Annotated in this window: 26 protein-coding genes; 5 read left to right on the forward strand and 21 right to left on the reverse strand. The window is 74.3% G+C overall.

Going from position 1 to position 25,776, the window contains the following annotated elements; all coding sequences use genetic code 11:
- The first annotated feature begins 143 nt into the window (after nucleotides 1–143).
- Genes J3R08_RS17915 through J3R08_RS17935 form a run of 5 tightly spaced genes read left to right on the forward strand, consistent with a single transcriptional unit; the run spans nucleotide 144 to nucleotide 4,715 of the window.
- The gene (locus J3R08_RS17915) at nucleotides 144–1,718 is read left to right on the forward strand and encodes a class I adenylate-forming enzyme family protein (protein ID WP_209962114.1); all 1,575 of its coding nucleotides are present in this window, start codon (nucleotides 144–146) and stop codon (nucleotides 1,716–1,718) included.
- On the forward strand, nucleotides 1,715–2,935 hold the full coding sequence (locus J3R08_RS17920; protein WP_209962115.1) for an MFS transporter: 1,221 nt from the start codon (nucleotides 1,715–1,717) through the stop codon (nucleotides 2,933–2,935). Before J3R08_RS17915 ends, J3R08_RS17920 begins: the two co-directional genes overlap by 4 nt.
- Before the next feature lie 36 nt (nucleotides 2,936–2,971).
- Nucleotides 2,972–3,364: an MmcQ/YjbR family DNA-binding protein gene (locus J3R08_RS17925; protein ID WP_064445772.1), complete on the forward strand. Its 393-nt coding sequence runs from the start codon at nucleotides 2,972–2,974 to the stop codon at nucleotides 3,362–3,364.
- The gene (locus J3R08_RS17930; protein ID WP_209962117.1) at nucleotides 3,361–3,993 is read left to right on the forward strand and encodes an HAD family hydrolase; all 633 of its coding nucleotides are present in this window, start codon (nucleotides 3,361–3,363) and stop codon (nucleotides 3,991–3,993) included. The genes J3R08_RS17925 and J3R08_RS17930 overlap by 4 nt, the downstream gene beginning before the upstream one ends.
- Nucleotides 3,994–4,034: 41 nt before the next feature.
- A complete protein-coding gene (locus J3R08_RS17935) occupies nucleotides 4,035–4,715 on the forward strand; it encodes an SGNH/GDSL hydrolase family protein (RefSeq protein WP_209962119.1) in 681 nt (226 codons plus the stop codon).
- Nucleotides 4,716–4,860: 145 nt separating this feature from the next.
- Here J3R08_RS17935 and J3R08_RS17940 read toward each other — a convergent pair whose 3' ends face one another.
- The 21 genes from J3R08_RS17940 to J3R08_RS18040 form a co-directional block, all read right to left on the reverse strand.
- A complete protein-coding gene (locus J3R08_RS17940; protein WP_043323644.1) occupies nucleotides 4,861–6,210 on the reverse strand; it encodes a hypothetical protein in 1,350 nt (449 codons plus the stop codon).
- Nucleotides 6,211–6,213: 3 nt separating this feature from the next.
- A complete protein-coding gene (locus J3R08_RS17945) occupies nucleotides 6,214–7,179 on the reverse strand; it encodes an alpha-ketoacid dehydrogenase subunit beta (protein WP_209962122.1) in 966 nt (321 codons plus the stop codon).
- Nucleotides 7,179–8,150, reverse strand: coding sequence for a thiamine pyrophosphate-dependent dehydrogenase E1 component subunit alpha (locus J3R08_RS17950; RefSeq protein WP_113972837.1), 972 nt, complete (start codon nucleotides 8,148–8,150; stop codon nucleotides 7,179–7,181). The genes J3R08_RS17945 and J3R08_RS17950 overlap by 1 nt, the downstream gene beginning before the upstream one ends.
- The gene (locus J3R08_RS17955) at nucleotides 8,147–8,944 is read right to left on the reverse strand and encodes a DUF3050 domain-containing protein (RefSeq protein WP_013286631.1); all 798 of its coding nucleotides are present in this window, start codon (nucleotides 8,942–8,944) and stop codon (nucleotides 8,147–8,149) included. Before J3R08_RS17955 ends, J3R08_RS17950 begins: the two co-directional genes overlap by 4 nt.
- Nucleotides 8,945–8,946: 2 nt before the next feature.
- Nucleotides 8,947–9,870, reverse strand: a complete 924-nt coding sequence (locus J3R08_RS17960; RefSeq protein ID WP_043323636.1) for a phytanoyl-CoA dioxygenase family protein — start codon at nucleotides 9,868–9,870, stop codon at nucleotides 8,947–8,949.
- Nucleotides 9,867–10,964: a 4-hydroxyphenylpyruvate dioxygenase gene (gene hppD / locus J3R08_RS17965; RefSeq protein WP_043323634.1), complete on the reverse strand. Its 1,098-nt coding sequence runs from the start codon at nucleotides 10,962–10,964 to the stop codon at nucleotides 9,867–9,869. Before hppD ends, J3R08_RS17960 begins: the two co-directional genes overlap by 4 nt.
- Before the next feature lie 60 nt (nucleotides 10,965–11,024).
- On the reverse strand, nucleotides 11,025–12,287 hold the full coding sequence (locus tag J3R08_RS17970) for a beta-ketoacyl synthase (RefSeq protein ID WP_209962123.1): 1,263 nt from the start codon (nucleotides 12,285–12,287) through the stop codon (nucleotides 11,025–11,027).
- The gene (locus J3R08_RS17975; protein WP_209962125.1) at nucleotides 12,284–13,903 is read right to left on the reverse strand and encodes a class I adenylate-forming enzyme family protein; all 1,620 of its coding nucleotides are present in this window, start codon (nucleotides 13,901–13,903) and stop codon (nucleotides 12,284–12,286) included. Before J3R08_RS17975 ends, J3R08_RS17970 begins: the two co-directional genes overlap by 4 nt.
- Nucleotides 13,900–14,340 (reverse strand): beta-ketoacyl synthase chain length factor, encoded by a 441-nt coding sequence (locus J3R08_RS17980; RefSeq protein WP_104115201.1) that lies wholly within the window; start codon nucleotides 14,338–14,340, stop codon nucleotides 13,900–13,902. Before J3R08_RS17980 ends, J3R08_RS17975 begins: the two co-directional genes overlap by 4 nt.
- 146 nt (nucleotides 14,341–14,486) lie before the next feature.
- On the reverse strand, nucleotides 14,487–15,617 hold the full coding sequence (locus J3R08_RS17985) for a beta-ketoacyl synthase (RefSeq protein WP_209962127.1): 1,131 nt from the start codon (nucleotides 15,615–15,617) through the stop codon (nucleotides 14,487–14,489).
- Nucleotides 15,610–15,855 carry a hypothetical protein gene (locus J3R08_RS17990; protein ID WP_043323626.1) on the reverse strand — a complete coding sequence of 82 codons (246 nt, stop codon included), beginning with the start codon at nucleotides 15,853–15,855 and terminating at the stop codon, nucleotides 15,610–15,612. The genes J3R08_RS17985 and J3R08_RS17990 overlap by 8 nt, the downstream gene beginning before the upstream one ends.
- Nucleotides 15,855–16,118 carry an acyl carrier protein gene (locus tag J3R08_RS17995; protein WP_043323623.1) on the reverse strand — a complete coding sequence of 88 codons (264 nt, stop codon included), beginning with the start codon at nucleotides 16,116–16,118 and terminating at the stop codon, nucleotides 15,855–15,857. Before J3R08_RS17995 ends, J3R08_RS17990 begins: the two co-directional genes overlap by 1 nt.
- Nucleotides 16,119–16,298: 180 nt before the next feature.
- Nucleotides 16,299–17,696, reverse strand: a complete 1,398-nt coding sequence (locus J3R08_RS18000; protein ID WP_064446474.1) for a class I adenylate-forming enzyme family protein — start codon at nucleotides 17,694–17,696, stop codon at nucleotides 16,299–16,301.
- A 264-nt stretch (nucleotides 17,697–17,960) separates the two neighbouring features.
- Complete coding sequence (locus J3R08_RS18005; protein ID WP_209962129.1) at nucleotides 17,961–19,208, reverse strand: beta-ketoacyl synthase N-terminal-like domain-containing protein; 1,248 nt, start codon at nucleotides 19,206–19,208, stop codon at nucleotides 17,961–17,963.
- Nucleotides 19,205–20,476 (reverse strand): beta-ketoacyl synthase, encoded by a 1,272-nt coding sequence (locus tag J3R08_RS18010; RefSeq protein WP_064445763.1) that lies wholly within the window; start codon nucleotides 20,474–20,476, stop codon nucleotides 19,205–19,207. Before J3R08_RS18010 ends, J3R08_RS18005 begins: the two co-directional genes overlap by 4 nt.
- Nucleotides 20,473–20,883, reverse strand: a complete 411-nt coding sequence (locus J3R08_RS18015; RefSeq protein ID WP_018784080.1) for a cupin domain-containing protein — start codon at nucleotides 20,881–20,883, stop codon at nucleotides 20,473–20,475. Before J3R08_RS18015 ends, J3R08_RS18010 begins: the two co-directional genes overlap by 4 nt.
- Nucleotides 20,880–21,587 (reverse strand): SRPBCC family protein, encoded by a 708-nt coding sequence (locus tag J3R08_RS18020; RefSeq protein ID WP_113972840.1) that lies wholly within the window; start codon nucleotides 21,585–21,587, stop codon nucleotides 20,880–20,882. The genes J3R08_RS18015 and J3R08_RS18020 overlap by 4 nt, the downstream gene beginning before the upstream one ends.
- A complete protein-coding gene (locus J3R08_RS18025; protein WP_209962131.1) occupies nucleotides 21,584–23,125 on the reverse strand; it encodes an acetyl/propionyl/methylcrotonyl-CoA carboxylase subunit alpha in 1,542 nt (513 codons plus the stop codon). Before J3R08_RS18025 ends, J3R08_RS18020 begins: the two co-directional genes overlap by 4 nt.
- Complete coding sequence (gene accB, locus J3R08_RS18030) at nucleotides 23,125–23,604, reverse strand: acetyl-CoA carboxylase biotin carboxyl carrier protein (RefSeq protein ID WP_043323610.1); 480 nt, start codon at nucleotides 23,602–23,604, stop codon at nucleotides 23,125–23,127. Before accB ends, J3R08_RS18025 begins: the two co-directional genes overlap by 1 nt.
- Nucleotides 23,604–25,328 carry an acetyl-CoA carboxylase carboxyltransferase subunit alpha gene (locus J3R08_RS18035; RefSeq protein ID WP_140946471.1) on the reverse strand — a complete coding sequence of 575 codons (1,725 nt, stop codon included), beginning with the start codon at nucleotides 25,326–25,328 and terminating at the stop codon, nucleotides 23,604–23,606. Before J3R08_RS18035 ends, accB begins: the two co-directional genes overlap by 1 nt.
- Complete coding sequence (locus tag J3R08_RS18040) at nucleotides 25,325–25,678, reverse strand: TcmI family type II polyketide cyclase (protein ID WP_209962133.1); 354 nt, start codon at nucleotides 25,676–25,678, stop codon at nucleotides 25,325–25,327. The genes J3R08_RS18035 and J3R08_RS18040 overlap by 4 nt, the downstream gene beginning before the upstream one ends.
- Between the last annotated feature and the right edge of the window lie 98 nt (nucleotides 25,679–25,776).

Raw genomic sequence — 25,776 nt, forward strand, 5'->3', positions numbered from 1 at the left:
GACGATCGGCTCTGTCCGCGGTGGACCGCCGCTGCCTAGGCTCGGAAGCTGGCGGCGGTGCGGTCGCCGACCTGGCACCTGCCGTCATGTCCCGGCCCTGACCTGGCCGGACGCCGCTCGCGGACCATGATGGGGGCTGCCCGATGACCGACCGGCCGAACTATGTGCACGAGGCGCTGGAGCTCTTCGCCGGCTTCGGCGACCGGGAGGCGCTCGTCGGCGGCGGACGCCGCCTCACCTACCCCCAGGTCGCCGCGCGGGTGCGCGGCCTGGCCGCCGCGCTGCGCCGGCACGGGGTACGCCCCGGCGCGGCAGTGCTGGTGATGCTCGGCAACACGGTCGAGGGTCCGCTGCTGCAACTGGCGCTGCACCTGCTGGGCTGCCGGAGCATGTGGGTCGCCCCGGTGACCTCGCGGCGGGAGGTCGACGAGTTCGTCGCGCTGTCCGCGCCGGAGGCGTTCGTGTACGACCCGCGCGACCCGCAGGCGGTCCAGATCGCGGCCGGGCTGTCCGGCGTACCGGTGCTCTGCCTCGGCCCCGGCGGCGCCGGACCGGACCTGACCGCGACGGCCGGCGAGCCGGCCGCGGAGCTGCCCGCCGACGCGCCCGCGCCGGAGTCGTTCCTGCAGACCAGCGGCACCACCGGCACGCCGAAGCTGGTGCACCACCGGGAGAGCTTCTACCGGCAGATCCTCGCCCTGGCCGCCGACTTCCGGGGCGCCGGGTTCCCGCTGCTGCGGCACCTGTCCCACTCACCGATGTGGCTGGCCAGTGGCCAGATCACCACGCTGTTCAACCTGTTCACCGGCGGCGTGCTGTTCCTGCGCGACCAGTGGGACCCGGCCGCGTTCATCGCGACAGTGGACGCCGAGCGGCTCACCTCCACGTTCGTCACCCCGCCGATGCTCTACGAGGTGCTCGACCACCCCGACCTGCCGGGCGCCGACTTCTCCGCCATGTTCATGTTCAACGTGGGCGCCGGGCCCGCCGCGCCCGCCCGGCTGCGCCAGGCCATCGCCCGCTTCGGCCCGTGCCTGCGCATCGTGTACGGCCTCAGCGAGGCGGTGGTCATCTGCGCGCTGCCCGGGCTCACCGAGGACCCGGAGCACCCGGAGCGTCTGCGCTCCTGCGGCCGCCCGTACGGCGACGTGACGGTGGAGATCCGCGACGCCGACGGCAAGGTGCTGCCGCCCGGCGCCGACGGCGAGGTGTGGGTCCGGACGAAGCTGAGCTTCGCCGGCTACCACGGCCGGCCGGAGCTGACCGCGGAGACGCTCGTCGACGGCTGGGTCCGCACCCGCGACATCGGCCACCTCGACGCCGACGGCTACCTCTACCTGGTCGACCGGTTGCAGGACCGGATCCTCACCCGGGCGCGCAGCTGGCCGATCTACTCCCGCCCGATCGAGGACGTGCTCGCCGGCCATCCCGAGGTGCGGGCCGCCGCCGTGATCGGCGTGCCGGACCCGGTGGCCGGTGAGCTGCCGTACGCGTACGTGGTGCCGGCGCCCGGCGCGTCGGTGACCGGCGAGGAGCTGATCGCGCTGGTGGTGCGGGAGCTGAGCGAGACGTGGGCGCCCGGCGCCGTGGAGTTCGTGGACGCGCTGCCGCTGAACCGGTCCGCGAAGGTGGACAAACGGGCGCTTCGGGCCCGGTACGCCGCCGCGCATCCGGCCGACGCCGACTCGCTGGGCACCGTGATCGGCAGCTCGGCATGAACCCGCGCCGGGAGTTGTACACCCTGGTCGGCGCCGACCTGCTGTCCAACCTCGGCACCCGGATCTCCGTGGTGGCCATCCCCTGGCTGGTGCTGGAGACCACCGGCAGCCCCACCAAGATGGGACTCGTCGCGGCGGCGGAGACGCTGCCGTACATGCTCTCCAGCGCGCTGGCCACGCCGTGGGCGGACCGCTTCGGGGTACGCCGTACCTCCGTGTTCGTGGACGCGGCGAGCGCCGTCGCGATGGCGGTGGTGGCGCTGGCCCCCTGGCTCGGGTTCGGCACGCTGCTGGTCCTGGTGGCGGTCGCCGGCGGGCTGCGCGGCATCGGCGACCGGGTCAAGCACGTACTGTTCAAACCGGCCGCCGAGCGGGCCGGGGTGCCGCTGATCCGGCTCACCAGCGCTTACGACGGCCTGGCTCGGGGCATGACGCTGTTCGGCGCGGTGCTCGGCGGACTGCTCATCGACTGGGTCGGGCTGACCCGGGCCATCTGGATCGACGCGGCCACGTTCGCGGTCTGCGCGCTGCTCATCGGCGTGCTGGTCCGGCCGCCCGCGCCGGCGCAACCCGCACCCCGGGAGCCCTACCTGCGGGCGCTGCGCGGCGGCTTCGCGTACCTGCGCACCGACCGGACGCTGATGATCATGCTGCTGGTGGTCTCGGTGTCGAACATGTTCGCCAACGCCAGCGTCGCGGTCTGGATCCCGCTCTGGGTCAACCAGGTGCTCGGCGACCCGGCCGGCTTCGGCCTGCTGCTCGGTGTGTTCTCGGGCGGCGCGCTGCTGGGCAACGTGCTGTTCACGATGTTCGGCACCCGGCTGCCCGCCGGGACGACGTTCGCGGTGGGGCTGACGCTCAGCGGCGCGCCCCGGCTGCTCGCGCTGGCGCTCAGCGACGACCTGGTCGTGGTGCTCGTGGTGACGTTCCTGTCCGGCATCGGCATCGCGGCGGTGAACCCGCTGCTCGGCGCGGCGCTCTACCAGCGGGTGCCGGGCGAGCTGCAGACCCGGGTGCTGGGCATCTCCGGGTCGGTGGCGTTCCTCGGCCTGCCCGTCGGCGCGCTGCTCGGCGGCTGGTCGGTGGCGCTGCTCGACCTGACCCCGGCGCTGCTGGTGATGTCGGTGGTCTGCCTGGTGCTGACCGTGGGGCCGCTGCTGCTGACCCGCGCGTCCCGCCGCCCGGCCCCGGAACCGGCGACCCCCACACCGGTCTGAGCCGGGGTGTCGGTGGGCGGCGGTAGGGTCGGGGCCATGGCGACCTGGGACGACGTGCGGCGCATCGCGCTGGCCCTGCCGGAGACCACCGAGCGCGGCTCGTACGACGACCTGCCCGCCTGGCGGGTGCGCGACAAGATGTTCGTCTGGGACCGGCCGCTGCGCCGCAGCGACCTCGAAGCGCTCGGCGACGCCGCGCCGGACGGCCCGATCCTCGGTGCCCGGGTGCCCGACCTGGGCGCCAAGGAGGCGCTGCTCGCCGACGACCCGGCGGTCTACTTCACCACGCCGCACCTCGACGGCTACCCGGCGGTGCTGGTCCGGCTCGACCGGATCGCCGTGGACGACCTGACCGAGCTGATCACCGAGGCGTGGCACGCCCGCGCGCCGAAGCGGCTCGCCGCCGCGCACCGGGCCGGGGCCGCGTGAGCCGCCCGGTGGACGCCGTCGTCTTCGACATGGACGGCACGCTCATCGAGTCGCACGAGGTGGTGCCGGCGGCGTACCGGGCGGCGGTGCGGGCCGGTGGCGGCCCGTCGTACACCGACGCCGAGGTCATCGCCGGCTACTCGATCGGCTCACCGTCCGACCTGCTGACGCACCTGCTCCGGCGCCCCGCCACCGCCGCTGACCTCGACCGCTACCACACCGAACTGGCCGCGACGGCCGGGCGGGTGAGCGTCTACCCCGGAGTCCCGGAGATGCTCGCCGACCTCGCCGCCCGGGTGCCGGTGGGCGTGTTCACCGGCGCGAGCCACCGGGCGGCGGAGATCATGCTCGACCGGGTCGGCCTGCTCGGTCACTTCCGGGTCGTGCTCGGTGGCGACCAGGTCACCCGCCCCAAACCAGCGCCCGAGGGCGTCGAGGTGGCCTGCCGGCGGCTCGGCGTGCCGGCCGGCCGGGCCGCGTACGTGGGCGACTCGCCGCTGGACCTGCGCGCCGCCCGCAGCAGCGGCGCGGTGGCGGTGGCCGCCGCGTGGGGCCATCAGTACGATCCGGCCGAACCGGCCGACCTCAACCTGACCCGGCCCGGCGAACTGCTGACCCTGCTGAGCTGAGCCTCTTTTGCCGCGCCGGGCGCTCGGCTAGCCTGCCGATCATGGCATCGACGTTGACCGAGGCGACTGATCCGTGGTGCCTGCGTCCGGGCGAGGCCACCGAGCTGCTGCGCGGGCACCCGTGGCGCCGGTTCGTGGTGCTCGGCGACAGCGTCGCGGAAGGACTGTGCGAGCCGGCCGACGGCTACCCGGACCTCCAGTGGGCCGACCGGATCGCCGCCGAGCTGCGCGCCGTCCGGCCGGAGCTGGCGTACCTGAACCTGGGCCGGCGCGGGCTGCGCGCGCACGAGGTACGGGCCACTCAGCTCGCCGACGCGCTGGCCTTCGAGCCGGATCTCGCACTGGTGGTGTGCGGCGGCAACGACGCGTTCCGGTCCGCCTACGACCCGGACGCGGTCGACGCCGAGCTGACCGCCATGATCAGCGCGCTGCGGGAAGCCGGCGCGGACGTGATCACTGTGGGCATGTTCGACGTCTCGCACAGCCCGGCGGTGCCGGAGACGCTGCGCGCGGGCCTGGGCGAGCGGATGCGCCGCCTGTCGCGGCACACCCGGGGCGTGGCCGAGCGGCTGGGGACGCTGCACGTGCACCTGACCGACCATCCGCTGGTGGCCGACCCGTCGCTGTACAGCAGCGACGGGCGGCACGGCAGCGCCCGCAGCGACGCGATAGCCACAGCCGAAACCCTGAGAGTCCTGGCCACCCACCTCCCCCACCCCTGACCGCGCCCTCCCCCTCCCCCTCACCCGCGCCCAGCGCCCTCGGCCCGGATCCACGTTGTTGACCAAGGAGTTTGGGTCGGTCACGCGCCCCGATGAGGACACAAACTCCTTGATCAACGGGGCAAGGGCGGCCGGAGGGAGGGGGTCAGTCGGTTAGGAGGATGCCGGTCAGGAGGACGCCTCGGGCCAGGTTGAGGACCTCGTCGCAGCCCGGGTAGCCGACCCGGGCCAGCGCGCCGGAACCGGTACGGCCGAACAGGTACGGGGCGAGGCTGTACGGGACATCGGCGGTGACCGTCTCACCGGTCTCGATCTGCACGAAGTCCATCGCCACCCGGTCCGCCTCGTGGTAGCGCTGCAGGATGTTGCCCCCCTCGGCGATCGCCGCGCGCACCCCGTCCGCCCACGCGACAGCCGTCATCTCGCGGCCGATCAGCACCCCGTGCCCGGCCGATCCGCCGGCCGGCTTGGCCACGAGGTCGGCCTGTTCGGCCAGCGCCCGGTCGAGCTGGTCGGCGGTGAGCGCGACGGTGTGCGGCACGTACCGGCGGATCAGCGTCCGGTCGTCCTCCGGCAGCAGGTCCAGATCCTCCCAGAGCCAGGCGTAGTTGAGCTTGTTGCTGAGCAGCCAGGCGGCGCTGCTGACGAACATCGGCAGCGTGCCGGCGGCGAGCGCGCCGGCGACCGCGTCCAGGCCGGGGCTGGGGGTGACCCGGTTCGGCACGAACAGCCGGAACAGGGCGTCCACCGGGGCGCCGCCGACGACCAGGCGGCTCTGCGCGTCCAGACCGGCGGTGGCGACCGGGGCGATGACCAGGTCGATGCCGAACGGGCGGGCCTGGTCGATCAGCGGGGACAGGATCCGGATGAACGTCTCCGGGTCGTCCAGTCCCGGGTAGTCGGCGTCGAAGTCCATCAGCAGCGCCACCCGCGCGCCGTCGGCCAGGCCGAGCGTGTCCCGGATGGCGGCGAACCGCTGGTCCAGCAGGGACGGCGCGGGCCGCGCGCCGTCGAGCAGGTCATGGGTACGGTACAGCTCGGCGTACCGCTGGATGACGGTGTCGGCGTCGAAGCCGCCGCCGAGGCTGCTGTCGATGTTGTACTCGACGATGCACGGCACGCCGCCGGAGAACAGCACGTCCGGCCGGTACGCGGCGAGCAGCCCCTCGTGCAGTTCCTCCTCCGGGTCGAGCAGCCGGGTCTCCCCCTCCGGCACGTCGAGGAGCCGTTGCAGCTCACCGGCGGTACGCGCGCGACGCCGGCAGGCTTCCAGGATGAGCTGGGCGATGCGGTCGCAGACCTCGTTCAGCTCGCCGAACGCGTCGGCGGTGAAGACGGGCGGACGGGCCAGCCGCCACTGCTTGTTGTACGTGGCCCGGCCGTGGAAGATCTTCTCCCAGGCCGCGGCGCCGGTGGTCACCATCGCGGTACGGGTGGACTCGGGCAGGTCGGTCCACGCCTGGCCGAGTGGCGGCCACGTGTAGTTCGGGTCCATCGTTCATCCGTCCTTGAGGGTCAGTTGGATGGCGGCGGTGAGCTGGTCGCGGCCGGGTTGCACGACCCGGTCCAGGGCCGGGGCGAAGGGCAGCACGGCACCGTCGGGGCGGGTGACCCGCCGGGGTGGCGCGGCCAGCCGGACCCGCTCGACCACGGTGGCGATGATCTCCCCGGCGATGCCGCAGGAGCGGTTGCCGTCGTCGACTACCACCAGCCGCCCGGTGCGGCTCACCGACTCGACCAGGCCGTCCCAGTCGAAGGGGTAGAGCGTGCGGGGGTCGAAGACCTCCACCGACGCCTGCCCGGCGAGTTCCTCGGCGACGGCGAGCGCGTCGTGCACCAGGTGTCCGACGGCCACCACCGTCACGTCGGCGCCGGGGCGGCGGACGATCCCGCGGCCCAGCGGCACCGGCGTCAGGTCGGTGACGTCGGCGCGCAGGTCCAGCGCGCCTGCCGGGGCGAAGACCACCACCGGGTCGTCGCAGCGGATCGCGGAGACCAGCAGCCCGTACGCGTCGGCCGGGGTGGCCGGTACGACTGTGGTCACCCCGACGTGGGCGAACAACGCGTACGGGTGGTCGGAGTGCTGCCCGGCCCAGCCGGTGCGGGAGCCGGAGCCGGGCACCACGTAGGTGACCGGCACCGCGCACTGGCCGCCGGTCATCAGCGGGAACTTGTGCGCGTGGTTGACGATCTGCTCGAAGACCAGGAACAGCAGCGACGGGATCTGGAACTCCACCACCGGGCGGGCCCCGGCCAGCGCCGCGCCGGTGGCGAAGCTGGTGAACGCCTGCTCGGACAGGGGCGTGTCGCGGACCCGTTCCGGGCCGAACTTCTTCAGCAGGCCGGTGGTGACGTTCGCGGCGGCCACCCGGATGTCCTCGCCGAGCACCACGACCGACTCGTCGCGGGCCATCTCGTCGGCGAGCGCCCGGGTGAGCGCCCTGCGGTAGGAGAGCCGGGGCATCAGCCACCTCCGGTCCGGGCGGTGAGCCCGCTGGCGTACAGGTGGTCCAGGGCGGTCGCCGGGTCGGGGTGCGGACCGGCGAGCGCGTATTCGACGGCGGCGTCCAGTTCCGCCTCGACGGCGGCGTCCACCTCGGCCCGTACCGCCGGGTCGAGTCGCGCTCCGGCGATGTCGACGGGATCGCGGGACCGGCCCTCGGCCACCTCTTCCGGCGGCCGGTAGTCGAGGCGTACCTGATGTTCGAACGTGTGGTGGGCGTCGAAGCGGTAGGTGCGGGCCTCGACCAGCTCGGGGCCGCCGCCGGCGCGCATCCGCGCGACGGCGGCGGCGGTGACCTCGCGTACCGCTTCGGGGTCCTGCCCGTCGACGGCGACCGCCGGCATGCCGAAGGCGGCAGCCCGCCCGGCGATGGTGCCGGCGACCGCGCCCTCGACGGGCATGGTGGTGGCGTAGCCGTTGTTCTCGCAGACGAACAGCACCGGCACCCGCCAGAGCGCGGCCAGGTTGAACGCCTCCAGGAGCATGCCCTCGTTGACCGCGCCGTCGCCGAAGAAGGTGGCGCCGACGATGTCGGCGCCGCGCCGCCGGCGCTCCCACACCGCTCCGGTGAGGATCGCGCCGGCGGCTCCGACGATGGCGTTGGCGCCGAGGACGCCGACGCCGAAGTCTGCGGCGTGCATCGACCCGCCCCGGCCCCGGTTGAGCCCGGTGACCCGGCCGCACAGCTCGGCCAGCATCCGGGCCGGGTCGGCGCCCTTGGCGAGCACGTGCCCGTGCCCGCGGTGGGTGCCGGTGACCAGGTCCTCGCGGTCCAGCGCCGCGCAGACGCCGGCGGCGATCCCCTCCTGACCGAGGTACGGGTGGATGCCACCGACGATCTGTCCGGCGCGGACCAGCTCGATCGCGCGCTCCTCGAAGCGGCGGATCAGCCGGACCGTCCGGTAGAGCCGGAGCGGGTCGGAGCCGGTCACGCCGGACGGCCCTCCTTGACGGCGGCGAGGATGTCGTCCCAGAGTCGGGCGCGGGCGGCCAGCGCGGCGTTGACCGTGTCGGCGCACTCCTGCCACTTGGTGTCGTCGTCGCCGCACAGGTCGGCCAGCATCTGCATGGCCATCGGGGTGTGCTGCTCGCCGTCGACCTCGATGTGCCGCTCCAGGTAGTCGACGAACTTGTTGAGCCGGTTGCTGCGTTCGTTGACGGCGACGACCTGGGTGAACATCTCCGGGATGAGGTCCTCGCGGCCGAACGCGAACGCCGCGGCCTGGCAGTGCACCGGGGTGGTCTCGATGATCCGCCAGGTGGTACCGGCGAACGCGGCCGACGCCGCGGGTACGCCCGCCGCGCCGAGCGCCTCGGTGACCGGCGTGCCGTCGCGCAGCAGGTCGACGAGCTTGTTCACGGCCGTGGTGTCGGCGCCGGCCTCGGTCATGCCCTGCACGTACAGCTCGAAGTGGCTGATGTAGCCGTCGCCCAGCTCGTCGCTCTCCTCGACCATGACGATGTCGTTGATCAGGCGGCGGCTGCCGGTCGGGCCGGTCGGGATCCACGGCACCGTGACGCAGGTGAGCTGCCGCTGCAGCGACTTCAGCAGGGACATGAAGTCCCAGACCGCGAAGACGTGGTGCTCCATGAACGTGACGAGCGCGTCGTGGGTGTCGAGGTTGGCGTAGAGCGGGTGCTTGACCACCACGTCGCGGCGCTCGGTCACCGCCCGCTCGAGTCGCTCGATGCCCGGGTGCGTCTTACCCCAGTCGTACCGTGACATTGTCAGCCTCCCTGCTGGGCGCGGTCGCGCCAGATGACCGGGCAGTAATCGGGGTCCGCGTAGTCCGGCCGGCCCTCGTGGGTGCGGCGGACCAGCACGTCGTGGTTGTACGCGGCGAGCGTGCCGTCGGAGAGCGGATACTCCCGCCAGGCGTTGTCGCCGTCCTGCAGGTGCAGCGAGATGGCCCGGCGGGGCCGTCCGCTGACGTTCGCACCGCTGCCGTGGTAGGTGCGGCAGTGGTGGAAACTCATGTGTCCCTTGGGGATCACCATGGGGATCTTGCGGATCGTCGCCCCGTTGTACGCCGCGTTCTCGGCGAGCATGACTTCGAGCTGGTCGCGGTCCCGGTCGGCGAAGTGCCGCACCACCGTGTCGTCGGCGCCGATCTCCCGCCAGCGGTGGGAGCCGTCGACCATGGTGATGGTGCCCATCTCCTCGCCGCAGTCGTGGAACGGGATGAACGCGGTGAGCATGTTCTCCGACGACGAGGACGCCCAGTAGTGCTTGTCGAAGTGCCAGGGCACGATGTTCGACGGCTCACCGGCGATCGGCGGCTTCCAGATCAGCGTGGACTGGAAGATGCGGATCTCGGTGGCCTGCGCCAGCCGGGCGGCGACCGCCCCGATCAGCGGTTTGCGCAGGATGCGCGCGATGCCGTCGTGTTCGTGGTGGACGTAGTCGTTGTGCCGCTGCACGTCGCCCTTGGCCGGCTCCCAGTAGGCCAGCTTCGGCGGCCGGACCGGCAGCCGCCGGTCGCGTTCCCCGGCGTAGTAGCTGTCGGTGGCGGCGACCAGCTCGTCCACCTCGTCGTCGGTGAGCAGCTTCTTCGACAGGTACCAGCCGTGCTCGGCGTAGTGCCGGACGTCCTCGTCGGAGGGAAGCAGCGCCTCCTCCTCGGCGGTCAGCCCGGGATCGATGGTGGTCATGCCCCTACCCCTCCGGCCGCGGCAGCAGGGGTCGCCCCCGCCGCGGCCAGCTCGCGTTCCTTGGCCTCGTAGAGCGCCTTGATGTTGCCGCTGCCGAAGGTGCGCGCCCCGCGCCGCTCGATGAGTTCGAGGAAGAGGGTGCGGCGCACGTGCATCGACTCGGTGAAGATCTGCAGCAGCTGCCCGTCGTGGTCGGAGTCGACCAGGATGCTCAGCTCGCGCAGCCGGTCCACCGGCGCGTCGAGGCGGCCGACCCGCTGCTCCAGGCCGTCGTAGTAGGCGCCGGGCGTGCTGGCGAACCGCACCCCGCGCCCGGCGAGCGCGCCGACGGCGGTGACGATGTCGTCGGTGCGCAGCCCCAGGTGCTGCACTCCGGCGCCGGCGTGCCAGCGCAGGAAGTCCTCGATCTGGCCGGGCCGGGCGCTCGTGTCCGGCTCCAGCAGCACCAGCGTGACCTTCCCCGACGGGCTCTGCACCACCTTGGAGTTCATCGCCTGACCGGCGACCTCGATGTGCTCGGTGAAGATGTCGGCGAAGCCGAACACCTTCTCGTAGTGCGCGACGATCTCGTCGAGCTGCCCCGGCGGTACGCAGACGGCCAGGTGGTCCACCTCGGCCAGCAGCTCGTCGCCGTCCGGCGCGGCCACCGGCTCGATCACGCCGGGCAGGAACACCTCCGGGTCACCGCTGCGCTGGACGAGGCGGTGCACCACGTCGCCGAAGCCGCCGACCTCGGCGACCACGACCTCGGCGTCCGCGCCGGTGAAGGTGCGCGGCGGGCTCAGCGGTGTCGCGCCGCGTTCCACCAGTTCCGCGTACGCCCCGGCGGCGTCGTCGACGGCGAGCGCCACCACAGCGATGCCGTCGCCGTGCCGGTGCACGTACGTGGCCGCCGGGTGCTCGGCGGACAGCCCGGTGGTCAGCAGCAGCCGGATGCCGGCCTGGGCCAGCAGCAGCGAACGCTGCCCGTCCAGCCCGGTCTCCGGCCCGCCCTGCCCGCGCAGCCGGAAACCGACGGCGTTGTCGAAGTAGAAGGCCGCCTGCCGGGCGTCTCCCACGTACAGTTCGAGATGGTCTATCCCGTTGATGGTCATGGGCTTCCCCTGTTCCCCCCGTGATCGCGACCCGGACGGACGCCCGGGACTGGAGTCCGGTCAGCCGGCGGCCGGGGTGGCGGCCCGGCGGGCCGGCCCGGAGAGCCGGCGCAGGAGCAGACTGACGTTCTGGCCGCCGAACCCGAACGAGTTCGTCAGCGCGTGGTCGGCCCGGGTGGGCCGGGGCACGGCGCGGACGTGGTCCGCCTCGCACTCCGGGTCCGGGTCGTCCAGGTGGTAGGTGGGCGGCAGCAGGCCACTGTCGAGCGCCAGCGCGGTGGCGGCGGCCTCCAGCACCCCTGATGCGCCGAGCAGGTGCCCGGTGAGCGCCTTGGTGGAGCTGACCGGGACGCCGCCGAGGCCGAACACCTCGGCCAGGGCGATCGTCTCGGCGACGTCACCGAGCTTGGTGCCGGTGCCGTGCGCGTTGACGTACCCGACGTCGCCCGGCCCGATCCCGCCGGCGGCGAGCGCCCGGCGCATGCACGCGGCCGCTCCCGCGCCGTCCGGGCGCGGCGCGGTCGGGTGGTACGCGTCGGTGTTCGCCCCGAAACCGGCGACCTCGGCGTAGCCGCGCACGCCCCGACCGTCGGCGTGTCCGGCGCGCTCCAGCACCAGCAGCGCCGCGCCCTCGGCCAGCACGAACCCGTTGCGCCGCTTGTCGAACGGGCGGCTCGCCTCGGTGGGTTCGTCCCAGCCCCGGGCCAGCGCCCGGGCGTTGCCGAACGTGTCGGCGAACGTGGGAAACAGCGGCGCCTCGCTCGCCCCGCACACCACCACGTCGGCCTCGCCGGAGCGGATGAGGCGTACCCCGTCGGCGACCGCCTGGGCGCCGGAGGCGCAGGCCGTGCCGACCGACGAGCTGTAGCCGCGGATGCCGTGCGCGATGGCGATCCGCGCCGAGGGCATGTTCGGCAGGATGCCGGTGAGCAGGTACGGGCTGACCGCCGCCCGGCCCCGGGCGGCCCGCGCCAGCACCTGCCCCTCCAGCGTGGACATCCCGCCGACACCGCCGACGATCACCGCGATGCGCTCCGGGTCGACGTCGCGGCCCACCTCGATGCCCGCGTCGGCGAGCGCCTCGGCGGCGGTGATCAGGGCCAGCAGCACCACCCGGTCGAGCACCTTCGTCTCCGGGCCGGAGGCGACGCTGCGCGGGTCGATGTCCGGCAGCACGCCGGCCACCTCCAGGCTGCCCGCCGCCGGGTGTCCCTCGGGCGGCCGGCGCAGCCCGGAGCGGCCGGTGAGCAGCGCGTCGAACGTGTCCGCCACGCCGCGCCCCGCCGGGGTGAACAGGCCCATGCCGGTGACGGCGGCGGTCACGACGGCGCCTCGGTCAGAAAGCGCTCGCGCAGCGCCACCTTGCGTACCTTGCCGGTGACGGTGACCGGGATGTCGTCGGCGCGCACCGGGACGATCCGGCGCAGCGTGGCGCCCACGTCCGGGCCCAGCGCGGTACGGATCCGCTCGGTGCGGTCCGCGTCCGGGTCGGCGCCGGCGGCCAGTTCCAGCAGCACGTCGGTGGTGACCGTGCCGTCGTCCGCCTTGACGATCACCACGGTGCAGTCGGTCACGTCGGGGCTGGCGGCCAGGATGCGCTCCTCGGACAGCGCGGTGAAGAACCGTTTGCCGTCGCCCGCCTCGACCGAGTCGACCGCCCGGTCCAGGTGGTAGTAGCGGCCGTCCTCGTCGGCGTACACCAGGTCGCCGGTGAGGTACCAGCCGCGCAGCCGGAACCGGTACGTGGTGACCGAGTCGTTCCAGTAGCCGCGGAACAGCGACGGCGAGTCGATGCCGAGCCAGCCGACCTGCCCGGGCGGCAGCTCGTTGCCGTCCGTGTCGAGCACGGCGACCTTGGTGAACCGGTACGGGCGGCCGACGCAGCGGCCGTACCTGTCGGTGTCGGAGGTGTGCGTGATGTGGAACATCGAGTGGCCCATCTCGCTGGAGCCCAGGCCGTCGATGAACACCGACCCGGGTACCCGGGTCACGCCCTGACGGGTCACCACGTCGCGGGAGCCCACCGCGACCAGCCGCCGTACGTGCGGCTCGTGCGAGCAGTCGCCGGTGTTGAACCACAGCCGCACCGAGTCCAGGTCGTAGCCGGACAGGTCGAAGCGGGCCAGCTCGGCCCAGGTGACGGAGAAGCCGAACACGCCGTCCGGGCGCCACCGCTGGATCGCGTCGAGCACCCGCTCGCCGCCCTGCTCGGAGAGCAGGAACATCTCCGCCCGGTTGCCGAGCGCCTGGTTGACCATCAGCACGGTGGCGGTGTGCGGGGCGGGCAGCGCGTTGAGGATGCGCGTGGTGCCCTGCGCCTGCGGCATGGACAGCAGGTGCCGGGTGGCGGCGAACAGGCTGGCGTGCGAATGCAGCACCGCCTTCGGCACTCCGGTGGTGCCGGAGGTGTGGGTGATGACGATCGGGTCGTCCGGGTGGTGCCGGTAGTGCGCGGGCGCCGCGTCCGGGTCGCCGGTCCCGGCCTGCGCGGGCTCGCCGAGCATCGGCGCGCCCAGGTCGTGCCCGGCCAGCGCCTGCGCGTGCGCGGCGTCGGCGAGCACCCCGGCGGCGCGCAGCCGGCGGATGTACTCGGCGGCGATCTCGGGGCGCAGCCTGCCGTTCATCAGCGCCGGGATGGCGCCGAGGCGGGTCAGCGCCAGGAACGACAGCACCATGTCGGCGGCCGTACCGGCCCAGACGGCGACCGGGTCGCGGGGTTTCACCCCGCGTTCGTGCAGCCAGGCCGCCCGGGCGGCGACCATCCGGTCGAGCCGGCCCAGGGTCAGCGGGGTCTCGGCCGGGTGGCCGTCGACCTCGGTGTCGAATGTGAGCCCCGGCCCGTCCGGGTCGGCGCCGTGGGCCAGCACCCGGGCGAGCACGTTGCCCGCGCCCAGTTCCGCGTCGGCTGCGAGCGCGCCGCGCAGTCCCTTCGTCCTCATTGACGTGTTCCCTCCCCCAGCAGCACCGCGGTCGCCTCGCCCGGCGTACCGTCCGATGCCAGTTCGATCAGGATCAGCAACGCCTGTGCGGCGTCGCCGTCGTGCAGCAGCAGGTCCGCCTCGGCCTCCCCCTCGGCCCGCGGGTCGCCGGTCGGGCTCAGGCACACCACCGGCCCGTCCAGTCCCCAGCGCGCCGCGACGTGCCCGGCCACGCTGTTCGGCACCGACTGGAAGAAGAACAGCGGCCCGATCCGGTCACCGGCGTCCACCGCGGCCCGGACGTGCGCCGCGCTGGCCGTGTCCCCGCCGGCGCTGACCAGCACCACCGCCGTACCGTTGCCCGGCGGCAGCGGCCCGGTGCCGTAGCGACGCGCGAGGCACCGCTCGGCCACCGCCACCACGAGAGGCGCGAACGCCGAGTGCACAAACCCCGGCACCCCCGCCGGCCTCTCATCTCCGTCCTCGGGCCACCGCGCCTCCCCTTGGCTGCGCGATCTTGCGGTTGGCGCCCTCTCGGCGGGCGTTGTGCCCGTTTCGCCGGGGCCGGAAGTGCAAGATCGCGGAGGGCTGGGGGTGGAGGCGGTCATGAGGTGCTCACCAGGAGTGCGGTATTGGCGCCGCCGAAGGCGGCGTTGAGGGTCAGGGCGTGTGCGGTGCGCGCGGGGCGGGGGGCGTCGCGGATGACGTCCAGCGGGCACTGCGGGTCCGGGCCGAGCCAGCCGGCGGTGACCGGCAGCTTGCCGTGCCGCAGGGCCAGCACGGTGACCAGCAGTTCCAGCAGCCCGGACGCCTCCAGCGCGTGCCCGTGCACCGACTTGGTGGAGCTGACCGGCAGCCGCCCGGCGTCGTCGCCGAACACCCGGGTCAGCGCCGCCGCCTCGGAGGCGTCGCTGAACGGGGTGCCGGTGGCGTTGGCGTTGACGTAACCGACCGCGTCCGGGGGCAGCCCGCCGCGGCGCAGCGCCGCCTCGACCGCCCGGGCCAGCCCCAGCCCCTCCGGGTGCGGCTGGCACGCGTGGTAGGCGTCCCCTGCCCGCCCCCACCCGGCCACCGTCGCCACCGTCTCGGCGCCCCGCCGGGCGGCGGCACTCGCCGACTCCAGCACCACGGCGGCCACCCCGTCGCCCAGCAGCAGTCCCTTGCGGCCGGCGCTGAACGGGCGTACCGCGCCGTCGGCGGCGAGCGCCCGCCCGGCGTCGAACAGCGCGTACTGGTCCGGTTCGACCAGGTAACCGGCCGCGACCACGACCCGCTCCAGGTCACCCCGGCGGATCAGCGCGGCGGCGTCGGCGACCGCGCTGCTCGCCGACACGCAGGCGGTGGTGTAGATCCGGGTCCGCCCGCCGAGTCCGCACCGCGCGGCCAGGTGACCGGCCAGCGCCGGCACCGTCGGCGCGTCCCGCCCCTGCGGTACGGGCAGCGAGTGCGGCCCGCCGTGGGTGGCCAGGAACAGCGCCGACCCGGCGCGCCCGGCCCGGTCCAGCCCGGCGGCCCCGGCGGCGGCGTCGATCGCGTCGGCCAGCTCGTCGGCGAGCGTGCCGACGTCCGGCGCTGTGGCCGCCACGGTGACCCGGCGGCCGGTGGTGTCGAAACGGCGCACCGGTCCGAACGCCGGGGCGCCGGTGAGCACCCCGGCCAGCAGCGCGTCCGCGCCCCTGCCGAGGGCGCTGAGCGCGTACGTGCCGGTGATCCGTACGGTTTCCCGCTCAGCCATCTGCGGGAGCGGTCAGCGCGCCGCGGAACACCGCGAGCGCGTCGTCGACGGTGCGGATGCCGGCGAGTTCGTCGTCGCTCAGGTCCAGCCGGCGGTCGTGGCGCTGCTCGACCATGTGCACCAGCCAGGCCAGCTCCATCGAGCCGAGCCGGTCCGGCACCTGGTCGGCGGGTTTCGCGGTCAGTTCGGCGAGCATGCTCACCAGGTCAGCTCGCCCCAGGTCGGGCTGACCGGACATCAGGACTTGTCGCTGTTCGCGGCCACCCGGTCGGCGACCATCGTGGTGAACTCGCCGACCGTCATCAGCGCCAGCTTCTCCGACTCGTCGTCGGCGAACTTCACGCCGTACCGGTCCTCGACGCGGACCGCGAGGTCGGCCAGGGCCAGCGACTCCAGGTCGACGCCGGAGGGGCCGAGCGTGGTGTCGTCGTCGAGCTCGTCCACGTCGTAGTTCATGTCGGCGAGCTGTTCGACGACGAAAGTGCGGACCTGGTCTCGCATGGGTTCAGACCTCTTCTCCGTGTACCGGCTGACGGTGCCCGGTCGGGACACCGTGTGCGTGTGGACCGGCCGGCTCGGACGCGCGGGTGGCGCGCCGCTCGGCCGGGGCGGGTCGGGAATCGGGGTGGATCGGACGTCCGGCGGGAGTCCGGCGATTGCGCGGCTCGTACAGCGGTCCGGTCACGACGCCGCGTCCCGCAGCGCCGGGACCGACCGGACCAGCTTTCCGGTGGTGGTGCGGGGCATCTGGTCGAGCAGCCGCAGCGTGCGGGGACGCTTGAAGCCGGCCAGCCGCTCGGCGATGAGCTTGTCCAGCGTCTCCTCGGTCAGCGAGCCGTCGGCCTGGACGTACGCGGTGATGCCGTCGTCCCAGACCACCACCGCGGCGACGACGCCGGGCAGCCCGGCCACTGTGGCCTCCACCTCGGTCAGGTCGACCTTCAGGCCGCCCACCGACACCTGCGAGTCCAGCCGGCCCTTGATGGTGACCAGGCCGGTGTCCGGGTCGACCACCCCGGCGTCGCGGGTGTGCAGCCAGCCGTCGGCCCACCGGGTCGGGTCGGCCAGTCCGACGTACGGGTTGGCGGGGCAGCTGACCCACAGCTCGCCGTCACGCTCGCGCACCTCGATGCCGGGGGCGGGCGCGATGGCGGGGCGGTGCCGCCCGTACAGGTCGGTGCCGATGACGCCGACCTCGGTCATCCCGTACATGTTGCCCAGCGGCACGCCGTAGCGGTCGGTGAAGGCATTGGCCACGGCGGCGCTCACCAGCTCGCCGCCGGTGGTCATGCGTTTGAGCTGCGGCAGCGGCCCGGCCGGTGTGGTGGAGGCGAGCAGCCCGATGTGGAACGGCACGCCGAGCACAGTGGCCGGGGTGTCCTGGGCGGCCACGGCGGCGAGGATCGCGTCGCCGCTGAGCCGCTCCGGCGGGCACAGCTCGACGCCCGCGTGCAGCCCGTAGAGCAGGCCGCCGACCAGGCCGAGCACGTGCACCATGCTGGGCAGCAGGATGATCCGCTCGCCGGGCAGCGCGACGCCGTCGATGCGGGTGTAGCGGCGCACCTCGCCGACCAGGTCGGCGGCGGTGCGGCCGATCACCTTGGACGGCCCGGTGGAGCCGGAGCTGAGCTGGATCACCGCGTGCGGGCTGCCCGCCGGGCGGTCGGAGTACGCGCTCACCCCGGCGGTGACGTCGACGAAGATCCGCAGCGCGCCGCCGCCGGAGCGCACCGGGGCGACCACCACCTGCGGGCTGAGCCGGCGCAGTGCCTGGTCGACCTCGTGGTCGGTGAGCCGGTGGTCCAGCAGCACCGCCTGGGCGCCGGTACGCCAGGTGGCGAGCAGGTGCGCCACGTACGCCAGCGAGGGCGGCAGACGCAGCGCGGCGGCGCCTCCGGCGCGCAGCCCGGCCTCGGCGAGGCGGTCCTGCGCCTCGCCGACGAGCCGGCGCAGCGTGCCCTTGTCCACCGGTTCGGGCAGGCGCAGGCAGACGTCGGTGTCGCGGCCGGTGAACAGGATGTCGTCCACCCAGTCCACCGTCGTCGAGGCAGGATCTTCCGCCACGGGATGTGCAGTCACGACCAGCCACCGTTCCAATGAGGAACTGGGCGGATCCGCCCAGCGGGTACGTCGTTCGGGGTATGGCGGAACCCTACGACGACCCTCTTCTGCATCGCCAGATGCAAATGGCTAGATCCAAAACAGCGGCTGGGTGGATTGCTCAGGCTCGATCGGACAGGCAGGATCGGGGCCACGCCGGCAAGGTAGTCCGCCGGCCGCCGGATGCTGTGCGCGCGGGCTCCCGCGCGGACGGCGGGCGACGACGCTCCCGGGTGGCCCCGCTCAGCGCTCGCCCGCCGGTGGGGGCGCGGCGCCGCGCAGCACCAGCGCGCTGTTGAACCCGTCGAAGCCGCGCGCGCCGACCAGCGCGATCCGGCTGCGCGGCGGGCGGGGCTGCCGCAGGAACGTCAGCTCGCAGCCGGGCGCGGGCTCGTCCGGGCCGGCCGAGGCGGGCAGCATCCCGCGGCGGAACGCCAGCAGCGCGGTGGCCGCGTCCAGCGCGGACCCACCCTGGTGCGCCCGGCCGGTCAGCGGCTTCTGGGTGGTCACCGGCGGGGTCCGGTCGCCGAAGACGGCACGCAACGCGGTCGCCTCGGCCCGGTCGTACGCGGGCACCCCGAGCGCGTCCGGCCAGACCACGTCCACGTCGTGCGGGCGTACCCCGGCGCGTTCCAGCGCCAGCCGCAGCGCCCGGGCGTAGTGCGCCGGGTCGGGGCCGGTGGCCGGGTCGGTGGGCGCGGCGTCGTGGGTGGCGGCCCAGCCGGTGATCTCCCCGTAGACGCGCGCGCCCCGCGCCAGCGCGTGTCCCAGCTCCTCGACCACGAAGACCGCGCCGCCCTCGGCCGGCACGTAGCCGCTGGCCGCGACGTCGAACGGCCGGTACGCGGCCTGCGGGTCGGACACGTCGCTGAGCAGGCCGGAGCGCAGCTGGCAGGCGAGCGCGTACGGGCTCAGCGGACACTCGGTGGCCCCGGCGATCACCACCGGCGTGCCCCGGCGGACGGTGCGCACCGCGTGCGCGAGGCTGTCCAGCCCGCCGGCCGACTCGGACACGGTCACCCCGGACGGCCCCTTGAACTGGTGGCGGATCGACAGCTGGCCCACACTGGCCGCGTAGAACCAGGCGATCGACTGGTACGCCCCGACGGTGCGGGTCGGCCCGCCCCACAGCCGCTGCAGCTCCCGCTGGCCGAACAGGTTGCCGCCGGAGGAACTGGCGAGCGTGACCGCCCACTGGTACGGGTCGGGCGACACCTCGGGCAGCCCGGCGTCGGCCAGCGCCAGCTTGGTGGCGGCGAAGCCGAGGTGGGTCCACCTGTCGGTCTGCACCCGCTGCCGGGTGTCGCTGAACCCGGCCGGGTCGAAGTCGGACACCTCCCCGGCCACCCGGGTCGGGTAGCGCTCCGGGTCGAACAGCGTGATCGGCCCGATGCGCCGGGTGCCGGCCAGCACCGTGTTCCAGTGCGCCTCGGCGCCGATCCCGCTGGGCGCGACCACACCGATGCCCGTCACCACGGCCCGCGCGGTCATGTCGGCACCGCCGCCAGCCGGCGGAACACCATCGCGGACTGGAAGCCGCCGAACCCGCTGCCCACCGACAGCGCCACGTCCACCGGCACCTCCCGCGCCTCGTTCGGCACGTAGTCCAGGTCGCACTCCGGGTCGCGGGTGGTCCAGTTCGCCGTGGGCGGGACCACGCCGTACTCGATGGCCAGCGCGCAGGCGGCCATCTCGATCGAGCCGATGGCGCCGAGCGAGTGGCCGACCATCGACTTGATCGAGCTGATCGGCACCCGGTACGCGGTCTCCCCCAGCGCCCGTTTGAACGCCGCCGTCTCGTGCCTGTCGTTCTGCCGGGTGCCGGAGCCGTGCGCGCTGACGTACGACACGGCCGACGGGGCGAGCCGGGCCTGCCGCAGCGCGTCGCTGATCGCCACCGCCATCTCCGCGCCGTCCGGGCGCAGCCCGGTCATGTGGAAGCCGTTGCTGCGGCTGGCGTACCCGGCGACCTCGCAGTACACGTGCGCGCCCCGGCGGCGGGCGTGCTCGGCCTCCTCCAGCACCAGCACGGCGGCGCCCTCGGCGAGGACGAACCCGTGCCGGTCGGCGTCGAACGGCCGGGAGGCGTGCTCCGGGTCGTCGTTGTCCGGGCTGGTCGCGCCGATCGCGTCGAACGAGGCGACGGTGACCGGGGAGATCGGCGAGTCGGCCGCCCCGGCCAGCACCACGTCGGCCTCGCCGTCGGCGACGAGCTGGTGGGCGTACCCGATCGCGTCGATGCCGGAGGTGCAGCCGGTGGAGACGACCTGCGCGGGGCCGTGCAGGCCGTGCCGGCACGCCACGTCGGCGGCCAGGCTGCTGGGCACCAGCGCCTGATAGAGGTACGGCCCGCCGAGCGCGTGGTCGACCAGCCAATGCCGGCCGGAGTCGCTGACCCGCACGTACTCCTGCTCCAGCGCCATGGTCCCGCCGACGGCGGTGCCGAGCACCACCCCGGCGCGTTCGCGCTCCGCGTCGGTGAGGACGAGTCCGCTGTCCGCGAGCGCCTCGGCGGAGCAGGCGAGCGCGAACTGCACGTACCGGTCGGCGCGCTGCCGTTCGGCGAGCGTGATCCCGGCGGCGTCCGGGTCGAAGTCGCACTCGGCGGCGATCTGCGACCGGAACGGCGACGGGTCGAAGAAGCTGATCCGCCGGGTCGCGGTGCGGCCCTCGGTGATCGTCTTCCAGAACCGGTCCCGGGTGGCGCCGCCGGGCGCGACGACGCCGACGCCGGTGACCACGGTGCGCCGGCCGGTCACGACGGCTCCCGTGGCGGCGGGGCCGCGCTCTCGGTGTCGACGTGGCCGAGTTCCGGGCGCGGGGCGAGCGGTCCGAGGTGGAACACCACCTCGGCGGGCTCGTCGCCGGTGTTGCGCAGCCGGTGCCGCACGTCCTTCGGTACGTAGAGCGCCTCCCCGGCGGCGACCGGCACCGGCACGTCGTCCAGGTCCACGGTGATCGCGCCGCGGGCGACGTAGAGGAACTCCTCGCTGTACGGGTGGTAGTGCTCGGCGATCCGCTCCCCCGGCGCGAGCGTGGCCACGCCCATGAATCCGGAGGTGCTGCCGACCGTCTTCGGGCCGAGCAGCACCCGCAGCTCCCCGCCGCGGCGGCGGTCGGCCGGCACGTCGTGGACGGAGACCCGGGCGGTGGTGGTGTCGGTCATCGGGTGCCTCCCGCATACGCCCGCTCGATCTTCTCCTTGATCACGGCGAGCTGGATCGCGCTGTTGGTGTTGATCCGGTTGGTCATGCCGGCGTTGTCGACCGGTGCGGTCGGCTTCATCGCGAAGTCCTGCGTCCACGTCATCCGGGTGCCGCCGGGGATCTCCTCGTACCGCCAGTGGATGCGCATGTACTCGAACGGCCCGGTCTCGACGCGCCGGGCGTGCACCTCGCGGGTGGCCGGGTCGGCGGTACGTTCGCTGACCCAGCTCCACGCCACGCCGTTCTCGTCGGGGTGCATGGTGAGCCGGAAGCGCACGGTGTCGCCGTCGCGGTGCAGGATCTCGGCGACCGCGTACTCGGTGAACAGCTCGGGCCACCGGGCCACGTCGTTGGTGATCTCCCAGACCAGCGGCAGCGGCGCGTCGATCTCCACCGCGTTCTCGGTGTGCCCGGGCGGATCGGCCTTGCGGGCGACCAGGTCGGCGACGCCGGCGATGCTGAGCTGCCCGGCCTGTTCCGGGATCTTCACCCGCCACCGGTCGGCCACCACCGCGGACAGTTCGAGCAGCGCCAGCGAGTCCATGCCCAGCTCCTCCAGGCTCGCGGCGGGCGTGCTGGCGGCGGCGTCCGGGTCCAGGCCGCAGTGCGTGACCAGGATGTCGGTGATCTCGCGGGCGAGCGGGCGGTCGGGGGCGACTGTCATCGGTTCCTCCAGGTGGTCGGGCCGGCGGCGGGCACGGCGCGAACGGGGGTACGGCCGGCCGGGTCGGCCTCGGCGCGCGGGTCGGGCACCGCCGACCGCAGCCGCGGTACGACGGCGTGGGCGCCGTCGGCCCGCTCGCCGGCCGGGGCGCTGTCGGCGCTTCCGACGGGCCCGTCGGTGGCCACGGCGGGCGGGGTGAGCAGGCGTTCCACCAGGGCGGTGGTGTGCCGGGCGGCCCGGAACGCCGGGTCGCGCAGCACCCGCCGGGCGAACGGAATCGTGGTACGCACACCCGGACCGGCCACGTCGAACTCGGCCAGCGCCCGGTCGAGCCGGTCCAGCGCGGCGTCCCGGTCCGGCGCCCAGACCGCCACCTTCGCCAGCAGCGAGTCGTAGTGCGGGCTGACCAGGTAGCCGGTGTGCCCGTGGGTGTCGACCCGGGTGAACGGGCCGCCGGGCGGCCGGAACCGGTCCAGCCGGCCGGGCGCGGGCGCGAAGTCGCGGTCCGGGTCCTCCACGTTGACCCGGCACTCGATCGCCACGCCGGTCAGCCGGACGTCGGACTGACGCAGGCGCAGCGGGGTGCCGTACGCGATGTGCAGCTGCTCCTGCACCAGGTCCACGCCGGTGACCATCTCGGTGACCGGGTGTTCCACCTGGATCCGGCAGTTGATCTCCAGGAAGTGGCAGCGTTCCGCCTCGTCCACCAGGAACTCCACGGTGCCGGCGCCGGTGAAGCCGACCGACAGCGCGCCGCGCAGCGCCACCTCGGCGACGGTGTCCAGGGTGGCCTGCCGCAGCGCGGGCGCGGGCGCCTCCTCGATCAGCTTCTGGTGCCGGCGCTGCACCGAGCAGTCCCGGGTGCCCAGGTGCACGCCGTTGCCCTGGCCGTCGCAGAGCACCTGAACCTCGACGTGGCGGGCGTCGGCGAGGTACCGCTCGACGTACACCCGGTCGTCGCCGAACGCGACCTGCGCGGCGGCGCGGGTGCGGGCGTACGCGCGGGGCAGCTCCGCGGCCGAGCGCACCACAGTCATGCCGCGCCCGCCCCCGCCCGCAGCGGCCTTCACGATCACCGGGTAGCCCACGTCGGCGGCCACCTCCTGGGCCTCGGCGGCCGTCGCCAGCGTCCGGACGCTGCCCGGCGGCAGCGGCAGCCCGGCGGCGCTCATCAGCGCCCGCGCCGTCGACTTGTCCGCGAGCGCGGCCATCACCTGCGGCGGCGGGCCGACGAAGACCAACCCGTTCTCCGCGCAGATCTCGGCGAAGTCGGCGTCCTCGGACAGGAAGCCGTACCCTGGGTGGACCGCCTGCGCGCCGGTCTGCCGGGCCGCCTCCACGATCGCCGCCGCGTTGAGGTAGCTGCGCCGGCTGGCCGCCGGGCCGATCCGGACCGCCTCGTCGGCCAGCCGCACCGGCAGCGAGTCGGCGTCGGCGCTGGAGTGCACCACCACGGTGCGCACACCCAGCTCCCGGCAGGCGCGCAGCACCCGCAGCGCGATCTCGCCCCGGTTGGCGATCAGCACCTTGTCGAACATCAGCCGTCCTGTCCGGTGACCGGTTCCAGGGCGATCAGCGGCTGGTCGTACTCGACGGGCTTGCCGTCGTCGACAAGCACCTCGACCACCCGTCCGGCCTGGCCGGCGGTCACCTCGTTCATCAGCTTCATGGCCTCGACGATGCCGACCACCTGGCCCGGGCGGACCACGTCGCCGACCGCGACGAACGGCATCGCCCCGGGCTCGGGAGCCCGGTAGAACGTGCCCACCACCGGCGAGCGCACGGCCGGCCGGTCGACCGGCGGCGCCGTCTGCCGGGCGGGCTCCTCGATGCGCGCGCCCACCGGTTCGGTCCCGGCGCGCGGCGCCGGCGCCGCCGGGTCGTGCCACTCGACCTCCAGCACCGACTCGCCGCTGCGCAGCCGCACCCGGCGTACCGGCCCGGCCAGGTCCGCGACGAGCTTGCGGGCCTGCCGGCGCAGCCCGTCGAGCACCTGCTCGGACTCCACGTCGGCCATCACGCCACCTCCGGCCGCTCGGCGGCGCGCGCCGTCGCGGCAGGACCGGCGGTGGCCGAGCGGGCCGCCCCGAAGCGGCGGAACCGCTGACGCCGTCGGCGGACCAGCGTGGCGGGAGGCACGGTGAGCAACGGGGCGAGGTTCGCCGCGACCGCCCGGCGCAGCAGCTCGGCCGCGCCGGCCGGGTCGGCGTGCGCGGCCGGCCGCGGCTCCGGCACCAGCTCGTCGACCACGCCGAGGTGACACAGGTCGGTGCCGGTGAGCCGTAACGCGCGGGCCGCCTGCGGCGCCGCCGAGCTGTCCGGCCAGAGGATCGCGGCGCAGCCCTCGGGGCTGATCACCGAGTAGACCGCGTGTTCCAGCATGAGCACCCGGTCGGCGACCGCGAGCGCGAGCGCGCCGCCGCTGCCGCCCTCGCCGGTGACCACCGCCACCACCGGCGTGGGCAGCACGGTGAGCGCGAGGATGTTCTCCGCGATCGCCGCCGCCTGGCCCTGCTGCTCGGCGGTCACCCCCGGATCCGCGCCGGGCGTGTCCACCAGCGTCACCACCGGCAGCCGCAGCCGCGCCGCGAGACGCATCAACCGCAGCGCCTTGCGGTGACCGGCCGGGCTCGCCATGCCGAAGTTGCGGGTGACCAGCTCGGCGGTGGTGTGCCCCTTCTGGTGGCCGATCACCATCACCGGCCGGCCGTCGAGACGGGCGATGCCGCCGACGACGGCCGGGCAGTCCGCGCCGAGCCGGTCCCCGTGCAGCTCCACGAACCCGTCGAACGCGGTCTCCAGATAGTCCAGTGTGGTCGGGCGGCCCGGGTGCCGCGCCGTGCGTACCGTCTCCCACGGGTCGCGGTCCGGCGCGGCGGCCACGGTGCTCACGGCCGGCGCCGGGCGCGGCGCGGGCGCACCTGCCGGCGCGCGGCGGCCGGAGTGGGCGGCGGCGAGCAGCGCGGCGAGCCGGCCGCGCAGCGCGTGCCGGGGCACCACCATGTCCACCTGGCCGTGGCGCAGCAGGTACTCGGCGGTCTGGAAGCCCTCCGGCAGCGTGGCGCCGGTGACCTGGCGGATCACCCGGGGGCCGGCGAAGCCCAGCCGGGCGCCGCTCTCGGCGAGCACCAGGTCGGTGTTTGTGGCGAAGGAGGCGGCCACCCCGCCGTACGTGGGATCGGTGACCACGCTGACCGTCAGCAGACCCGCCTCGCGCATCCCCGCGAGGGCCTGGCTGACGGTGGCCATCTGCATCAGCGACAGCGCGCCCTCCTGCATCCGCGCGCCGCCGGACGCGGTCACCAGCACCAGCGGGACGTCGTCGGCCAGGGCCCGCTCGGCGGTCCGGGTGATCAGCTCACCGACCGCGCAGCCGAGGCTGCCGCCGAGGAAACGGAAGTCCATCACCGCCAGCGCCACCGGGTGCCCGCCCACCCGGGCGGTGCCGCAGAGCACCGCCTCGTCCAGGCCGGTCGCCGCGCGGGCCGCGCCGAGCCGATGCGGGTACGGCAGCGCGTCGACGAACTCGATCGGGTCGACGCGTACCGCCCGGTCCGGCAGCGGCGTGAACGAGTCCGGGTCGGCGAGCTGCGCCACCCGGTCCGGCGCGTCGAGCCGGGCGTGCGAGCCGCACTCCGGGCAGACGTCGAGGTTACGGCGCAGCCGCTTGCGGTAGAGCAGCGACGCGCAGCCGTCGCACCGGGACCACAGCTGCTCGTCGCGCGGCGCGGTGGTGGTCACAGTGGCCGCCCGGCGGCGTCGTGCAGGTGGGCCGGGGCGTCGTACCGGTAGAAGCAGTGCGCCATCGCGTCGCGGGGTGAGCGCCACGTCGGCAGGTACGGCGAGATGTACGGCCGCAGCCGCTCGCTGATCCGGACGAACTCGGGATGCCCCCGGTTGTCCTCCACCGCGCCCTGCGCCGGCGTCTCCGTCTCCAGCAGATGGACGTAGAGGTCGTGCAGCCGGTACAGCGAGCGGTGCCGGACACCGACCAGGCCGGGCAGCTCGGTCGCGTCGGACTCGGCGAAGATCTCGGCCACCCGGTCCTCGGCCGTGGGCACCACCTTGGCGACGATGAGCGAACGGTCCATTCGCGGCCTCCCTGCGTACGTCCCGGTGCGCGGCGAACCGGTCGCGCCGCACGGATTGCCACACGGTGCCGCCAGGGCCGTCTACCGGGCGTCAACCG

The organism is Micromonospora sp. HB375, from assembly GCF_017872985.1.
In the GTDB taxonomy this organism is placed as follows: Bacteria; Actinomycetota; Actinomycetes; order Mycobacteriales; family Micromonosporaceae; genus Micromonospora; species Micromonospora chalcea.

Excerpts from the sequence above, each read along its gene's own strand:
- accB (WP_043323610.1), bottom strand. The coding sequence starts at position 23,604 with ATGGCCGACGTGGAGTCCGAGCAGGTGCTCGACGGGCTGCGCCGGCAG.
- J3R08_RS18015 (WP_018784080.1), bottom strand. The coding sequence starts at position 20,883 with ATGACCGACACCACCACCGCCCGGGTCTCCGTCCACGACGTGCCGGCC.
- J3R08_RS17945 (WP_209962122.1), bottom strand. The coding sequence starts at position 7,179 with ATGCCCCGGCTCTCCTACCGCAGGGCGCTCACCCGGGCGCTCGCCGAC.
- J3R08_RS18005 (WP_209962129.1), bottom strand. The coding sequence starts at position 19,208 with ATGACCGCGCGGGCCGTGGTGACGGGCATCGGTGTGGTCGCGCCCAGC.
- hppD (WP_043323634.1), bottom strand. The coding sequence starts at position 10,964 with ATGACCATCAACGGGATAGACCATCTCGAACTGTACGTGGGAGACGCC.
- J3R08_RS17915 (WP_209962114.1), top strand. The coding sequence starts at position 144 with ATGACCGACCGGCCGAACTATGTGCACGAGGCGCTGGAGCTCTTCGCC.
- J3R08_RS17990 (WP_043323626.1), bottom strand. The coding sequence starts at position 15,855 with ATGTCCGGTCAGCCCGACCTGGGGCGAGCTGACCTGGTGAGCATGCTC.
- J3R08_RS18020 (WP_113972840.1), bottom strand. The coding sequence starts at position 21,587 with ATGACAGTCGCCCCCGACCGCCCGCTCGCCCGCGAGATCACCGACATC.
- J3R08_RS18040 (WP_209962133.1), bottom strand. The coding sequence starts at position 25,678 with ATGGACCGTTCGCTCATCGTCGCCAAGGTGGTGCCCACGGCCGAGGAC.
- J3R08_RS17975 (WP_209962125.1), bottom strand. The coding sequence starts at position 13,903 with ATGAGGACGAAGGGACTGCGCGGCGCGCTCGCAGCCGACGCGGAACTG.
- J3R08_RS17995 (WP_043323623.1), bottom strand. The coding sequence starts at position 16,118 with ATGCGAGACCAGGTCCGCACTTTCGTCGTCGAACAGCTCGCCGACATG.
- J3R08_RS17955 (WP_013286631.1), bottom strand. The coding sequence starts at position 8,944 with ATGTCACGGTACGACTGGGGTAAGACGCACCCGGGCATCGAGCGACTC.
- J3R08_RS17960 (WP_043323636.1), bottom strand. The coding sequence starts at position 9,870 with ATGACCACCATCGATCCCGGGCTGACCGCCGAGGAGGAGGCGCTGCTT.
- J3R08_RS17940 (WP_043323644.1), bottom strand. The coding sequence starts at position 6,210 with ATGGACCCGAACTACACGTGGCCGCCACTCGGCCAGGCGTGGACCGAC.
- J3R08_RS17925 (WP_064445772.1), top strand. The coding sequence starts at position 2,972 with ATGGCGACCTGGGACGACGTGCGGCGCATCGCGCTGGCCCTGCCGGAG.
- J3R08_RS17920 (WP_209962115.1), top strand. The coding sequence starts at position 1,715 with ATGAACCCGCGCCGGGAGTTGTACACCCTGGTCGGCGCCGACCTGCTG.
- J3R08_RS17985 (WP_209962127.1), bottom strand. The coding sequence starts at position 15,617 with ATGGCTGAGCGGGAAACCGTACGGATCACCGGCACGTACGCGCTCAGC.
- J3R08_RS18025 (WP_209962131.1), bottom strand. The coding sequence starts at position 23,125 with ATGTTCGACAAGGTGCTGATCGCCAACCGGGGCGAGATCGCGCTGCGG.
- J3R08_RS17935 (WP_209962119.1), top strand. The coding sequence starts at position 4,035 with ATGGCATCGACGTTGACCGAGGCGACTGATCCGTGGTGCCTGCGTCCG.